Below are 12581 nucleotides of genomic sequence, written 5' to 3'. Positions count from 1 at the left end.
CGGGACCCCGGCTGGACGAAAGTCGTTCTGCATCCGAACGGGCAGCCGCGCTGAGCCGCCCGCCATGTCATCGACCGCCCGGCCAAGGCCGGCGGTCGAGCGGCCGGAACAGCACGATGTCGTCGATGCGGTGGAGGAAGTCGGGCCGAAAGTGGCTCTGCATGGTCTTGAGGACGGTGTCGCGGACCGGGGGTTCGAGCTCGCCCTCGGGAGTTGACGCCCTCCAGCAGCAGGTCCGAGCCGATGTGGCGACGTCATGATCAGCGCCGTGTTGCGGAAGTCCACCGTACGGCCCTGAGCGTCGGTCAGCCGCCCGTCGTCCACGGGCCGAGATCGGGTTGCGCCGTGCGCTGGGGGCCGCCCGTGGACAGATCCGCGCGGGTCACCGCGGCCATCGGTGCCATCGCCGGGCTCTGGCCCGCCGTACGCGCAGCGCGCCTCGCCCCGACCGAGGCGCTGGCCATTCCGTGACGGGAGAGGGCGGCCGGATCCGCGACGGAACGGCCGCCCCTCCGGCACGGGGCCCGTGATCTGACGCTTGCCGACGGTACCCGTCACCCGACCGGCTACTGGGCTGAGGAGTTCGTCGCCCCGTACCGTGCGTTCGCCGAGGCCGGGTACGACGTCGTCGTCGCCACCCCTGGCGGAGTCGTGCCCACAGTGGACCGGGCCAGCCTTGCGCCCGAGGTCAACGGAGGCCGGGAGGGCTCCGACGCGATGATCGCCGCCCTGGACGCCATTGCCGAGGTTCGCAAGCCGATCGATATCGAAGAGGCCGACGTGGCCGACTACGCGGCGGTCTTCTACCCCGGTGGCCACGGCCCGATGGAGGACCTGGCGTCCAACGCCGACTCGGCCCGGTTGCTGACCGCGACGCTGGAGGCCGGCAAGCCGCTGGGTGTGGTCTGTCACGGTGTGGCGGCCTTGCTGGCCACCGAGCGCTCGGACGGCTCTTCGCCGTTCACCGGCTACCGGGTCACCGGCTTCACCAGAGCAGAGGAAGTCCAGACCGGTCTCGCCGAGAAGGCGAAGTGGGTGTTGGAGGACCGGCTGGTCGCTATGGGCGTGCGGTTCTCCGCAGGCGAGCCGTGGGCGCCGAACGTGGTGGCCGACCGCAACGTGCATACCGGGCAGAACCCTGCCTCCTCCGCCCCGCTTGCCGCCGAACTGGTCAAGACGCTGGGCTGATCCGAAGTCACCTCGCCTAGGCGGGGCGATCCCGACCATCGCCCCGTGTACGGCGCATGCCGGCGCGAGTTGGGTCACCACGGCCACTCTGCTCTCCGCCGCCATCTGCACGCCCCTGCTCGGCCGATTCGGCGACCAGCACCGCACCAGACCCACGCTCATAGGGGTGCTGGTGCTCACGCTGGCCGGGTCGGTACTGGCGGCCATCAGCACCACGCTGACCTGGCTGATCACCGCGCGGGGGGCTCCTTGATCGCCGCGCAGGCCGGCGGGGCGTTGGTCCGCCGGATCGGGACACGCCGGACGCTCGCCTCAGGCGCCGCGTGCGGAGTGGTCGGCTTCATCCTGCTCGCCGTCGCGCACCATACGACCGGCTCGGTCGTCGCGGCAGGCATGGTCGTCGGCGTCGCCGTCGCCTTCGGTTTCGCCGCCCTCCCCGCCGTCTTGCTCGGCGCGGTGCCCGCGAGCCGGACCGGCATCGCCAACGGGATCAACTCTGTTTTCCGCTCCGTCGGCAGCTCCGTCTCCAGTGCCTTGATCGGGACGCTGCTCATCGTCAAGCCGGCGAAGAACCTCGCCCCCGGGTGATCGTCCTGCCGCCCGAAGGCCGGTTCACGCTCGGGTTCTCCCTCTCCGGAGGCGCGCTGGTCCTCGTAGTGGTCGTGGCCCTGGTCGGGTTGACCACCGCCCGCCCGAGCGCGCCGCATGAACTCGGCACCCGCTGCGTCCCGGAACCCGAGACGGTACGCGGCGGCGCCGCGTAACGCCCCAGCCATTCCATGGCTCTGCTGCGGTGGTACCTCCTGCGGCTGAGCATCCCGAACATCCATTCCCCGTCGATTCACTCAACTCTGAGAGAGACAGATGGCACTGATCCTGATCACAGGAGCTTCGGACGGACTCGGCCGTGCCCTGGCCGATGACCTCGCAGCGAGCGGGCGGCACCGGCTGCTGCTGCACGGACGCAACGCCCAGCGCCTCCGGGAGGTCGCCGACGCCACCGGTGGCGAGACGTTCCGAGCGGATTTCTCATCGCTCGCCGAGGTCGGCTCTCTCGCCGCCGAGATCGCTGGCTCGTACGACCGGTTGGACGTGCTCGTCAACAACGCGGGTGTCGGATTTCACGCCAACGGCACCACACGGGAATTGTCGGCGGACGGCTACGAATTGCGCCTGGCAGTCAACTACCTCGCACCCGTGCTGCTCACCCGCAAGCTGCTGCCACTACTACGCCGGGGCGCCCCCTCGCGGATCGTCAACATCGCCTCGGTCGGTCAACAGCCGATCGATTTCGACGACCCGCACCAGGAACGCGGATACACCGACGTCGCCGCCTACTGCCGGTCCAAGCTCGCCCTCATCAGCCACACGTACGACCTGGCCGAAGAGCTCGTGGGAACCGGTGTCACAGTGAACAGCCTGCATCCGGCGTTGTACATGCCGACGGCCATGTCCAAGAGATCCGGCATGGAGATCGTCGACTCCCTGGAAACGGGAGTGGCGGCCACTCGGCGCCTGGTGGACGCGCCCGAACTCGCCGACGTCACCGGACGCTACTTCGAAATCGAGAAGGAGGCACGAGCATCCGAGGAGGCCTACGATCCGGAGTACCGCCGACGCCTCGGCGAGCTGACGCGGGACCTGCTGAAGGATCTGTGAACAGGATGCCGAGAGTGGTGACCTTGAGGTCGGCATCGACCGGTTCGGGCAGTGCTCGCAGCGGGCTCGCCTGGTTCAGGGCCCGGTGCGGACGATGGGTGTTGCAATGGGTCTCGTACTCGGCGAGGACCTCGCGCAGGTGCCGGACGTTCATGATGGGGATCCGGCCGAGGAGTTCGCGGCGTACGCTGCCTGACCACCGCTCCACGATCGCGCTCATCCGAGGGACCTGTGGAGCAGTCAGCCCACACGGATCTTCTCGGCCCTGAACACCTCATCGAACAGTCCGGTGGAACTTGCTGTCCCGATCTCTGATCAAGAATCGGAAGTCGCCGGAGCGTCGGCCGCCAACCGCACCAGGGGCCCGGACGGTCGGCCGGGTCGGTGGCCGTCCCGGCTCGCGCTTGGGGGTGGGTCCAGCGCCGCTTCACCGGGTCGGCGTGCCAGCGCAGAAGCGTCCGTGGCGTGACGAACAGCCGGCGTCGGTGGCTTCGTGGCAGTAGTCCGCGTGAGCGCGGAGAGGATCGCCGGTCGGCCACGTCGGCTGGGGTTGCGCACCGAGCCGGTCGCCACCACCGCGACCCGCACGCCCAGCGCGGTCCCGTCGGACAGCCCGGCCCGGCACAGCCGGCCGGACGTGTCCGCCTCCAGTCGCCGCACCGTGGTGCGCACCCGCAGGTCGACGCCGTGCGCCCGCTGCGCGCGTGGTCGTATTCCAACGATTCCTCGCCTCGGGAACAGAACACCTCCGGTGCGGCGAACACGCGCTGCCCGTAGCTTTGGCAGCGATTCAGGTCGACAACGATGTGCACGACGACCTCGCATTCATCTTATTCGATACTCGGTTAAACAGCTTCGGCTGTAGCCGAACCGACCTTTATCTGGTCGCCTCCAACGCTACGACCTGTGTCGTCGGCGTGTCGTGCGACGGAAACCGTAGCCCGGGTGGAGAATCCTCCACCCGTGAATACGGCGGACGCCGCACGACAGCCCATCGGTCGGCTCCGTAACTTCATGGGCGATGGAGTTCTCGGGCATCCCCGAGTTCGTCGCGAATGAAAGGACTAAGATCCGTGGGCTATCTGCGAGGCTTTCTCCCCTGGATCACGTTCGACGCGGTATCGCTTTTCGGCTCCCAGCGGGCAGCGCTGGTCGCGCTCGTGATGACCACATACTTCCTGGTGAAGGACCGCCGGGCGGGGGTGGCCGCGGACGCGCAGATCCTCGACTTCGGCACGATCGCCTACTTCGGCATGCTGACCGCAGTGGCCTTCGCCGATCCGCACTCGCCGCTGCTGAACTACGAGAGTGGGCTGTCGTCGATGTGGCTGGCGCTGATCGCCGGGGTAAGCCTGCTGGTGCGGCAGCCCTTCACGCTCGGCATCGCCAAGCGCCGCACCCCGCCCGAGATCTGGCGCACCCCGCGTTTCCGGCACACCAGCACGGTCATCGCGCGGGTCTGGGCGATCAGCTTCACGTTCGGCGCGGCCGCCACGCTCGTCTGCGAGGCGACCGGCACCAGTCAGGTGATCCGTGCCGTCATTCAGGTGCTCGCGTTCGGCGTCCCGGCGACCTTCACCCACCAGTACGTCAAGAAGGTCCGTGCCCGGAAGGCGGCCCCCGTCGCCACCACCGAGAGCGTTCCGGTGGCCGGTGAATGACGGCCGCGGCGGCGCGGTGCCGTACCCGGCCGATGTCGTCGCCGAATAGCGCCGTCGTGTGGGCGGCGCCGCCGTCCACACGATCCCTGCCGATGACCCGGCGGGTCGTGTCGCCCGCGGCGTGCGTCCACCCCGGGTGCAGACGGTTCTCCACCCGGAGATACGGCGCTCGCCGCACGACGGCGATGCCGGTCGGCCGTAATTTCCATCGCAACGGAACGACGTCCGAGTGGAGGCGATCCAGATGAGCGGTCCCGTTGAGATCGTGTTGATCGTGGCCGCGGTCGGCTACGTGCTGGTCCGGCGCGTGCTGGGGGAGCCCGCGCAGGCCAAACGGATGCTGGTCCTGCCGGCCGTGCTGAGCGTGATCGGGTTGTCCGACGTGGCCTCGCAGGCCAAGACCCCCGTGTCACTGCTGTTCCTGGTCGCGACAGTAGCGATCAGCGTCGTCCTCGGGTTGTTGCGCGGTGTGAGCGTGCGCGTCTCCGGGCGTGACGGCCTGGCCTTCGTCCGGTACACCTGGATCACGGTCGTGTTGTGGGCGGTGAACCTGTTGATCAAGTTCGGCGCGAACGCCGGGCTCGCCGTGGCGGACCCGAAGGACGCCGGCGCGGTCGGCGACAGCCTGCTGTTCCCCCTCGGGCTGGGCATCCTCGCCGAAGGTCTCGTGGTGCTCTACCGCGCGTTGCGCGCCGACCACGCGGTGATGTGGGCCCAGGGCCAGGACGGCACCCCGCACCGGATGTCGCCGTTCCTGGACGACCTGCGGCGCGGGCTGAACGACCGTGACGACGCCCCCTACGATGACCGCCGTGGGGCCGGACGGAACACTCGGCCCCACCGGCTTCGCGACCGCCGTCGATGACGATCGGATCCACGGAACCATGACCACGCCGGAAGAACGGCCGCCGGCCCGACCCGAGCTCTTCCGGGACGAGCTGATCCGGCCGTTCGTCACGCTCGCCGCGCTCGCCGTCGCCGTCGTCCAGTGGCCGCAAAAGCAGATCCTGTGGCCTGCGGTCGCGGTGCCGCTGTTCGTCCTCACCTCGATCGCCGCGGTCGGCACGCTGTTGCCGTGGACCCGGCTGACCGGCCGTTCGCGACTCGCCGCGGCGACCGTCTACATGCTGCTCGGCTCCCTGTTGCTGCCGCTCGCGCACCATACGGCCACCACGTCGCTGTTCCCGTTCGTCGCGGCCTCCACGGCGGGTGCCAAGCTCGCCTCGCGCACGGCCGCCATCGGGGTCGCCGTGGCCGGTTCCGTCGTCGCGGCCGCCGCGACCTGGCTCGACGGGCTGCTGGCACCGGGCTCGGAGCAGTGGCCGTGGTGGCTCACGCTGACCGTCGGCCTGCCCGTCTACATCGGCATGTCGCATCGAGACCGGCTCGAAGCCCTGCGCAGTGCGCGACGCGCGGCCGAACAGGCCCAGCGCGCCAGGGAGTCCGAAGCACGCGAGGCGGCGCTGATCGAACGTGGCCGCATCGCCCGCGAGATCCACGACGTGCTCGGCCATTCGCTGTCCGGGATCGCGCTGCAACTGGACATGGCCGACGCGCTGCGCGACAGCGGCCGCCAGGAGGAGGCCACGGCGGCCATCCGCAAGGCCCGCGGGCTCGCCGTCGACAGCATCAGCGAGACCCGCCGCGCCGTGCACGCGCTGCGTGAGGACACCCTGCCGCTGCCCGACACCCTGCGCCGGCTCGCCGAACACGGTGAGGTCCCCTTCGCGCTCACCGGCGAGGTGGGCCCGGTGGCCGCCGAGACGGCGCACACGATGGTCCGGGCGGCGCAGGAGGCGCTGACCAACGCGGCCAAGTACGCTCCGGGCGCGGAGCGCGCCCTGTGCCTCGCCTTCACCGCCGACCGCATCACCCTGACCGTGCGCAACGGACCGGCCACCGAGCCCCCGCGCGCCGATCTGGCCGGCGGCACCGGGGTCGGCCTCGTCGGCCTACGCGAACGCGCCGCCCTGCTCGGCGGAACCCTGCACGCCGGGCCGACGCCCGAGGGCGGCTGGACCGTGGAACTGGAGCTACCCCGATGACCGAGAATAACCCGATCAGCCTGGTGGTCGTCGACGACCAGGCGACCGTTCGCGAGGCGCTCGCGGTGATGCTCGATCTCGCCGCCGACGTGACCGTCGTGGCCACCGCGACCAACGGCGCGCAAGCCGTCGAGGCGGCCGGACGACACCGTCCGGACGTGCTGCTCATGGACCTCAACATGCCGGTCATGGGCGGTGTGGAGGCGACCGAACGGATTCACGGGACCCGGCCGGACACCGCCATCCTCGTGCTGACGACGTTCGACGACGACGAGTCGATCCTGGCCGCCCTGCGCGCCGGTGCCAGCGGCTACCTGACCAAGGACTCCGACCGGAACACGATCCTGCACGCCGTCCGAACCGCCGCCCAGGGCCAGACCGTGCTCGCCCCCGAGGTCCAGGGGCGCCTGCTCGCGCTGGCCTCTCGGCCCGTGCCGGCCATAGCGCCGCAGGACGACGGCATCGACCTGACCCCCCGGGAACACGAGATCCTCGGCTTGATCGGCGAGGGCCTGCGCAACCCGGAGATCGCCGCGAAACTGGTGATCAGCGAGGCCACGGTGAAGACGCACATCAACAACCTGTTCGCCAAGGCCGGTTTCCACTCCCGCGCCGACGCCGTCCGCTACGCCCTGCGTCGCCGGCACCCTGGCGACCGGCGCTAGGTGTACTTGCCGGATCAGCCACGCCTTCCAGCAGGCATGTGCCGACCTGGGAGCCCGCCAAGAGTTCACCCGCCCGCACTGCCCGTGGACCAACGGCAAAGCCGAACGTCTCAACCGCACTCTCGCCACCGAATGGGCCTACCGGCGGCCCTACATCAGCAACGACCAGCGCACCCAGGCCCTCACACCCCGGCTCGAGCACTACAACACCACCCGACCGCACTCAGCCCTCGGCCACAAGGCACCCATCAGCCGACTGACACCGACCTCATGACCGAGTACATCTAGCTCCCGCATTCTCGTGATATCCGCGGACTGAGCTGAGTGCGCGGGGTCAGCGATCTACGGGACGATCGGCGAGTGCTTGAGCCATTCGTTCGAGCAGGAGCCTGCGCTCATGCCGGGTGGGCGCGAGTTGGGCGGCGCGCTCCAGTTCTTCGGCCGCCTCGGTGTTCCGGCCGAGGCGGAGAAGGATGTCGCCCCGGACCGCACCGAGCAGGTGGTACCGGGCGAGCCTTCGATCCTCCCGGAGGGAGTCGGCCGCCGCCAGCGCGGCCTCTGGCCCGTCGGTGTAGAGCAGCGCCACCGCCCGGTTGAGCTCGATCACGGGAGACGGGGTCAGGTGGGCGAGAGCGTCGTAGAGCGCGACGATGGCGGCCCAGTCAGTGTCGGCGAAGGTGGCTGCCCGGGCGTGGTACGCGGCGATGGCGGCCTGGAGTGTGTAGGGCCCGAGTGGGCGGCGCAGACCGGTCGCCTGGTCGAGCATGGCGAGACCGTGGGTGATAAGCGTACGGTCCCAGCGGGTCCGGTCCTGGTGTTCGAGCAGCACCGGCGCGCCGTCCGCATCGGTACGGGTGGGGAACCGCGAGGCCTGCAGTTCCATGAGCGCGACCAGCCCGAAAACCTCGGGTTCACGCGGCAGCAGCCCCGCGAGTACCCGTCCGAGCCGCATCGCTTCCAAGGCCAGGTCTCGTCGTACCCACCTCTCGCCGGAGGTCGCTGTGTAGCCCTCGTTGAAGACGAGGTAGACGACTTCGAGTACCGCGCTGACCCGCGCCGGCAGTTCCGCGGGCTGCGGGGATTCGAAGGGAACGCGCGCTTCGGACAGTGTGCGCTTCGCCCGCGAGATGCGTTGGCCGAGCGTGGCGGAAGGGACGAGGAAGGCGTGGGCGATCTCCTCGGTGGTCAGACCCGCGACCAGGCGCAGAGTGAGCGCCACCCGGGACTCGGGCGAGAGTACCGGGTGGCAGGCGATGAAGATGAGCGTGAGCAAGTCGTCGGGAATCGGGTCGAGCGCTTGCTCGGCGGCGTCCGGTGTCCGGTCGTCCAGGTCGGCCGCGAGCAGCGCCGCCTTGCAACGACCGGCCTCCTCCCGGCGGGCACGGTCGATCGCCTTGTGCCGGGCGGTGGACATCAGCCACGCGCCCGGCCGCGGCGGGATGCCGTCGCGGGGCCACTGTTCGAGGGCGGCCACGAACGCCTCGGAGGCGAGGTCCTCCGCTATCGCGACATCTCCGATCTGCCGGGCGAGCGTGGCGATGATCTGTGGCGACTCGATCCGCCACACCGCCTCGATCGACTGGCGGACATCCATGATCAGGCATCGCCCCGCTCGATGAGCTCCTGGCCCTTCGCAAGCGTCTGGGAGTCGACGACCTCGGCGAAGTCCGCCATGTCGAAGAACGGCCGGATCTCAAGTATCTGCGTTGCGCCGTATCGAGGGTCGAAGGGGCACCGCCTGGCCCACTCCACGGCCTCCGCGAGCGAGCTGACCTCCCAGATCCAGTACCCGGCGATGATCTCCTTCGACTCCGTGAACGGCCCGTCGACCACCGAGGTCTCTCCCGCCGTAAAGACCACCTGGGCCCCGGCGTCGCTGGGCTTCAGACCTTCCCCGGCGAGCAGGATGCCGGCTTTGACGAGTTGTTCGTTGTAGGCCTGCATCTTCTCGAACATCTCCTGGGACGGCTGGCCTTGGCTCTCATCAGCGCCGGTCCCCTTCGTCATCACCATGACGCGCACGATGCGGTCTCCTTCCTTGTCGGTCAGCGCGCGCCGCTGGTACGGCGCAGGATGTCGGCGAGGAGGTCGTAGTCGACCTCGTCGGCTTCACGGATGTCGACGGCCTTCCGCTCACCGTTGCCGAGCGGCCGAAGAAGTCCCGGCACGGCCTCGACGCCGACCGCGTCGAACACCATGAACGAGACCTTGTCCCGCGCGACGTGGATCACCGCCGAGTGACGGCCATCGCGAACGAAGTGGGGCTTTCCGTACTGGAACGCTTCCTCGACCCCGGGAATGGTACGGTGCATCATCTCCCGCAGCCTCGTACACACCTGAGCCTGCCAGGGCTTCGTCTTCTCGATGTAGGCCGTTACGTCGTCGTTCATCCGGTCCACCTTCAAGTGTTCGATCAACGCTCGTCTCGTCGCGCCGGTCATGCCGCAGCCGGGCGATAGGTGAGCACGACGACGCCCGAGTCGAAGGTGACCGTATCGACCAACTCGACCGGACCGGTGCTCTCCGGCCGGAAGAGCGGCTGGCCGTGGCCCTTGATCACGGGGTAGAGCCAGATGCGGTACTCGTGGAGCAGGCCGGCCGCGGCGAGATCATCGGTGAGCCGACCGCTGCCCCAGATGATGATGTCGGCGCCGTCCTGCTGCTTGAGCTGGCCGACTGTCTCGACCAACTTGTCCCCGGGGACCACGGTCGACGGTCCCCACGTAGCGATGTCAACCGGCTCGGAGGCCACGACGTACTTGGCGATCGAGTTGACGTGGTCGGCGTAGGGATTGCCGCCCATGTTCGGCCACGCCTGAGCCATGCCCTCGTAGGTGACACGGCCGAGCAGCAGCGCGTCGGCACCGAGGATGAGCTCGAAAGCGTAGTTCTGAGCTCCCTCGTCGTTGTACTGGAGCGACCACTCGTGCGGGTTGTCGATGTAGCCGTCGAGCGTCGTGTAGGTCGAAGCGATGATCCTGCGCATGGCAGTCCTCCAATGATGAAGTGATCGGGCTCGGCAGCCCTGACACCCGGTCTTCGAACGGGGGCCCGCGTTTTCGACACCGGCATGAGAGAACTTCGGATCGGTCACGCTACCGACGGCCAGTGAAAACGCGCGGAGCCCGGTCACCGTGCCGCCAGCAGCGAGGACGGCGTGGTCAGGCAGGCACCTCATGACCGGTGGGCTTCGCCGCGGGGAGCTGGAGCCGCGCCGGGAGCGGGAGACCGCGGCCGGTCTATGGCCGATCGGCTGGGAGTTGACCGTCGCCGGTCTCAGCGTGGCGGTGGGGCTCACGGCGGTGACCGTTGTGGCGCTGGCGGTGCTGGGATATCCGCACCTGGCCCGGCACCCGGCGCTGTGGGTCGGGGATCTGCTGGATGTGCTGAAGCTCGTGGTGGGCACGGTCGCCGGGGCCGGCGGCCTTGCCGCGCTGGTGATGTTGTGCGCCTACCCGCGCATGCCGTATGAGCCCGACCCGGGCCCGCGCAACGTCGTCGAACGCTGCTTCGCCCGCCTCAAGCAATACCGCGCCATCGCCACCCGCTATGACAAGACCGCCCTCTCCTACCAGGGCATCACCGACCCGGCCACCCTGCTTAACCGGGGCGTCGGGCCGCCAGCCGGCGCGCACGTCGCGCACGTGCGCCCGGTCGGCCGGCGTGAGCCGGTGAAGACGCCGCGGTGTTGCGTCGGCTTCCACGGGCTCGGGTTCGGCGCTGCGCCGTCGCTGCGGCTGGCGCAGGTCAACGGCCACCCGGCGCTGATTCTCCGACTCGACAGCGAGGTCGGCACCGTCATCGCGGTGCGCATCGACGATGGCATCATCACCGGGCTCTACGCCGTGCGCAATCCCGAGAGGTCGTCGCGGGTGGAGCGGGAGACCGCCCTGCGCCGCTGAGCCGGCACTCGATACGGAAGCCGTCCCGAGCCCCTCCCCGGGACACGTCAGGTCAGCCGGACCCGTCGCACTTCGTTCCGCAACTCGCCCAGTCGGCTGACTCGGGTGACGATCACATCGCCGTCTTTCAGGAAGATCTGCGGCTGGCGCGCGCTGCCGATCCCGCTCGGCGTACCGGTGAGGACCACGTCCCCGGCGCGCAGGGTCATGCCCCGGCTCAGCTCGGCGATGACCTGGGCGAACGAGAAGGCCATCTGAGCGCTGGAGGCGTTCTGCAGCAGAACGCCGTTGACCTCACACTGCACCCGCAGGCCCTCGAGATCGTCGATCTCGTCGGCGGTCGTGAGCCACGGGCCGAGCGGCATCGTGCCGTCGATGCTCTTGCCCTTGAGCCACTGGCCGCCGTGCGCCCGCTGCAGATCGCGCTGGGATACGTCGTTGGCCACGAGGTAGCCGAAGACGTGCTCGAGCGCCTTCTCCTCCGGGATCGACCGGCCGTCGCGGCCGATGACGAGGGCGATCTCGGCCTCGTAGTCCCACTTGGCGGACAGCTCGGGGTCGTAGGCGATCTCGTCGGCAGGTCCGATGACGGTGCCAGGGCCCTTGGTGAAGAACGTGGGGTGCTCCGGACGCTGGGGCGGGTCCTGGCCTTCTCGCTTGCCCTGGGACTCCTCGAAATGGTCCCAGTAGTTCCACCCGGTGCACAGGATGTCGCGGTTGAAGCGGTGCAGGGGCGACTCCAGGCGTACTTCGCGGAGCGGCACGGGGTGGGCGTCGGCGAGCGCCGCCCGTACCGCGTCGAGGGCCGCCGGGCCGCCGCGCACGATGTCGTCGACCGTGCCGATGGCGGCGGGCAGCAGTGCCACCATGCCTTCGGCCTCGTTCACGGCGCCGGCTCGCCGTGTGCCGTCGACGGTGACGGAGGCGAGTCTCATCTCCGCGGCCCATCAGGGCCCGGTCCGGGGAGCGGCGCCGGCGGTACGAGCCGGTGTTCCGGGATCACGGCCACGCCCAGGATCTCGATCATGGCCTCCGGCTGCCACAGGGCGGTGCAGCCGATCCCGGCCATGGCCGGGTAGACGGGACCCGCGAGCTCGCGCCAGACCCGGCCGATCTCCTTGCCGTGAGCCTGGTAGTCGGGGATGTCGGTGAGGTAGAGGGTGATGCTCACCAGGTCCTCGGGTTCGCCCCCCACCGCGCGGAGCGTGGTCAGCACGTTGCCGAACGCCTGGCGGAACTGCTCGACGATGCCGCCGGGAACGATCTTCATGTCGGCGTCCAGGGCGGTCTGTCCGCCCAGGTAGAGCGTGTTTCCGGTGAGGGTTCCATGCGAGTACCCGCTTGGCGCCGGAAGGGCGCTCGGGTTCACGGCGGCGGGCGTCATACGGCCTCCCGTTGGGATGGGTCGGGCTCCGGTTCGTCCGCGGAGCAGTATTGACAATAAATGACGGTCGTGAAAAA

16 protein-coding genes and 2 pseudogenes are annotated in these 12581 nt (G+C 69.4%); 11 read left to right on the top strand and 7 right to left on the bottom strand.

Going from position 1 to position 12581, the window contains the following annotated elements; all coding sequences use genetic code 11:
* The 5 genes from AB0K82_RS35825 to AB0K82_RS35805 form a co-directional block, all read left to right on the top strand.
* Positions 1–217, top strand: a 217-nt coding sequence (locus AB0K82_RS35825; protein ID WP_364405570.1) for a hypothetical protein, incomplete at its 5' end; no start/stop codon positions are given.
* A 314-nt stretch (positions 218–531) separates the two neighbouring features.
* The gene (locus AB0K82_RS35820) at positions 532–1188 is read left to right on the top strand and encodes a type 1 glutamine amidotransferase domain-containing protein (protein WP_364405574.1); all 657 of its coding nucleotides are present in this window, start codon (positions 532–534) and stop codon (positions 1186–1188) included.
* A 249-nt stretch (positions 1189–1437) separates the two neighbouring features.
* Positions 1438–1776 carry an MFS transporter gene (locus AB0K82_RS35815; protein WP_364405569.1) on the top strand — a complete coding sequence of 113 codons (339 nt, stop codon included), beginning with the start codon at positions 1438–1440 and terminating at the stop codon, positions 1774–1776.
* Positions 1773–1952 carry a hypothetical protein gene (locus AB0K82_RS35810; RefSeq protein WP_364405567.1) on the top strand — a complete coding sequence of 60 codons (180 nt, stop codon included), beginning with the start codon at positions 1773–1775 and terminating at the stop codon, positions 1950–1952. The genes AB0K82_RS35815 and AB0K82_RS35810 overlap by 4 nt, the downstream gene beginning before the upstream one ends.
* 100 nt (positions 1953–2052) lie before the next feature.
* Positions 2053–2847: an SDR family NAD(P)-dependent oxidoreductase gene (locus AB0K82_RS35805; protein ID WP_364405565.1), complete on the top strand. Its 795-nt coding sequence runs from the start codon at positions 2053–2055 to the stop codon at positions 2845–2847.
* On the opposite strand, the gene AB0K82_RS35800 is transcribed toward AB0K82_RS35805, so the two are convergent.
* Positions 2732–3067: an integrase core domain-containing protein gene (locus AB0K82_RS35800; RefSeq protein WP_364405563.1), complete on the bottom strand. Its 336-nt coding sequence runs from the start codon at positions 3065–3067 to the stop codon at positions 2732–2734. The genes AB0K82_RS35805 and AB0K82_RS35800 overlap by 116 nt on opposite strands.
* A gap of 853 nt (positions 3068–3920) precedes the next feature.
* On the opposite strand from AB0K82_RS35800, the gene AB0K82_RS35795 reads away from it, so the two are divergent.
* The 5 genes and pseudogenes from AB0K82_RS35795 to AB0K82_RS35775 form a co-directional block, all read left to right on the top strand.
* Entirely contained in the window at positions 3921–4508 is a 588-nt protein-coding gene (locus AB0K82_RS35795; protein WP_364405561.1) for a hypothetical protein, read from the top strand.
* A gap of 244 nt (positions 4509–4752) precedes the next feature.
* Positions 4753–5373 carry a DUF1453 domain-containing protein gene (locus AB0K82_RS35790; RefSeq protein ID WP_364405560.1) on the top strand — a complete coding sequence of 207 codons (621 nt, stop codon included), beginning with the start codon at positions 4753–4755 and terminating at the stop codon, positions 5371–5373.
* The gene (locus tag AB0K82_RS35785; RefSeq protein WP_364405558.1) at positions 5321–6553 is read left to right on the top strand and encodes a histidine kinase; all 1233 of its coding nucleotides are present in this window, start codon (positions 5321–5323) and stop codon (positions 6551–6553) included. Before AB0K82_RS35790 ends, AB0K82_RS35785 begins: the two co-directional genes overlap by 53 nt.
* On the top strand, positions 6550–7218 hold the full coding sequence (locus AB0K82_RS35780) for a response regulator transcription factor (RefSeq protein ID WP_364405556.1): 669 nt from the start codon (positions 6550–6552) through the stop codon (positions 7216–7218). Before AB0K82_RS35785 ends, AB0K82_RS35780 begins: the two co-directional genes overlap by 4 nt.
* Before the next feature lie 37 nt (positions 7219–7255).
* Positions 7256–7492: pseudogene (locus tag AB0K82_RS35775) on the top strand (integrase core domain-containing protein); the annotation flags it as partial.
* A 60-nt stretch (positions 7493–7552) separates the two neighbouring features.
* Here AB0K82_RS35775 and AB0K82_RS35770 read toward each other — a convergent pair.
* Genes AB0K82_RS35770 through AB0K82_RS35755 form a run of 4 tightly spaced genes read right to left on the bottom strand, consistent with a single transcriptional unit; the run spans position 7553 to position 10204 of the window.
* The gene (locus AB0K82_RS35770; RefSeq protein WP_364405554.1) at positions 7553–8812 is read right to left on the bottom strand and encodes an RNA polymerase sigma factor; all 1260 of its coding nucleotides are present in this window, start codon (positions 8810–8812) and stop codon (positions 7553–7555) included.
* A gap of 2 nt (positions 8813–8814) precedes the next feature.
* Positions 8815–9231 carry a YciI family protein gene (locus tag AB0K82_RS35765; RefSeq protein ID WP_364405572.1) on the bottom strand — a complete coding sequence of 139 codons (417 nt, stop codon included), beginning with the start codon at positions 9229–9231 and terminating at the stop codon, positions 8815–8817.
* A gap of 32 nt (positions 9232–9263) precedes the next feature.
* A complete protein-coding gene (locus AB0K82_RS35760) occupies positions 9264–9659 on the bottom strand; it encodes a DUF1801 domain-containing protein (RefSeq protein WP_364405553.1) in 396 nt (131 codons plus the stop codon).
* Positions 9656–10204: a dihydrofolate reductase family protein gene (locus tag AB0K82_RS35755; RefSeq protein ID WP_364405551.1), complete on the bottom strand. Its 549-nt coding sequence runs from the start codon at positions 10202–10204 to the stop codon at positions 9656–9658. The genes AB0K82_RS35760 and AB0K82_RS35755 overlap by 4 nt, the downstream gene beginning before the upstream one ends.
* A gap of 502 nt (positions 10205–10706) precedes the next feature.
* Between AB0K82_RS35755 and AB0K82_RS35750 the strand changes: the two are divergent.
* Positions 10707–10790: pseudogene (locus AB0K82_RS35750) on the top strand (IS5/IS1182 family transposase); the annotation flags it as partial.
* Between the two features lie 377 nt (positions 10791–11167).
* Here the strand turns inward: AB0K82_RS35750 and AB0K82_RS35745 are convergent.
* Both AB0K82_RS35745 and AB0K82_RS35740 read right to left on the bottom strand, forming a co-directional pair.
* Positions 11168–12055 carry a fumarylacetoacetate hydrolase family protein gene (locus AB0K82_RS35745; protein WP_364405549.1) on the bottom strand — a complete coding sequence of 296 codons (888 nt, stop codon included), beginning with the start codon at positions 12053–12055 and terminating at the stop codon, positions 11168–11170.
* Positions 12052–12504 carry a RidA family protein gene (locus AB0K82_RS35740; protein ID WP_364405548.1) on the bottom strand — a complete coding sequence of 151 codons (453 nt, stop codon included), beginning with the start codon at positions 12502–12504 and terminating at the stop codon, positions 12052–12054. The genes AB0K82_RS35745 and AB0K82_RS35740 overlap by 4 nt, the downstream gene beginning before the upstream one ends.
* Between the last annotated feature and the right edge of the window lie 77 nt (positions 12505–12581).

The sequence above is a fragment of the Actinoallomurus sp. NPDC052274 genome, from assembly GCF_040679475.1.
In the GTDB taxonomy this organism is placed as follows: domain Bacteria; phylum Actinomycetota; class Actinomycetes; order Streptosporangiales; family Streptosporangiaceae; genus Actinoallomurus; species Actinoallomurus liliacearum.
Note: the sequence above shows the minus strand (reverse complement) of the source record. Positions and strands in the feature narration are given on the sequence as shown.

What these genes read in the sequence shown, in the direction of transcription:
- AB0K82_RS35805 (WP_364405565.1), top strand. Translation starts at nt 2,053, where the DNA reads ATGGCACTGATCCTGATCACAGGAGCTTCGGACGGACTCGGCCGTGCC.
- AB0K82_RS35800 (WP_364405563.1), bottom strand. Translation starts at nt 3,067, where the DNA reads ATGAGCGCGATCGTGGAGCGGTGGTCAGGCAGCGTACGCCGCGAACTC.
- AB0K82_RS35790 (WP_364405560.1), top strand. Translation starts at nt 4,753, where the DNA reads ATGAGCGGTCCCGTTGAGATCGTGTTGATCGTGGCCGCGGTCGGCTAC.
- AB0K82_RS35780 (WP_364405556.1), top strand. Translation starts at nt 6,550, where the DNA reads ATGACCGAGAATAACCCGATCAGCCTGGTGGTCGTCGACGACCAGGCG.
- AB0K82_RS35770 (WP_364405554.1), bottom strand. Translation starts at nt 8,812, where the DNA reads ATGGATGTCCGCCAGTCGATCGAGGCGGTGTGGCGGATCGAGTCGCCA.
- AB0K82_RS35765 (WP_364405572.1), bottom strand. Translation starts at nt 9,231, where the DNA reads ATGGTGATGACGAAGGGGACCGGCGCTGATGAGAGCCAAGGCCAGCCG.
- AB0K82_RS35760 (WP_364405553.1), bottom strand. Translation starts at nt 9,659, where the DNA reads ATGACCGGCGCGACGAGACGAGCGTTGATCGAACACTTGAAGGTGGAC.
- AB0K82_RS35755 (WP_364405551.1), bottom strand. Translation starts at nt 10,204, where the DNA reads ATGCGCAGGATCATCGCTTCGACCTACACGACGCTCGACGGCTACATC.
- AB0K82_RS35745 (WP_364405549.1), bottom strand. Translation starts at nt 12,055, where the DNA reads ATGAGACTCGCCTCCGTCACCGTCGACGGCACACGGCGAGCCGGCGCC.
- AB0K82_RS35740 (WP_364405548.1), bottom strand. Translation starts at nt 12,504, where the DNA reads ATGACGCCCGCCGCCGTGAACCCGAGCGCCCTTCCGGCGCCAAGCGGG.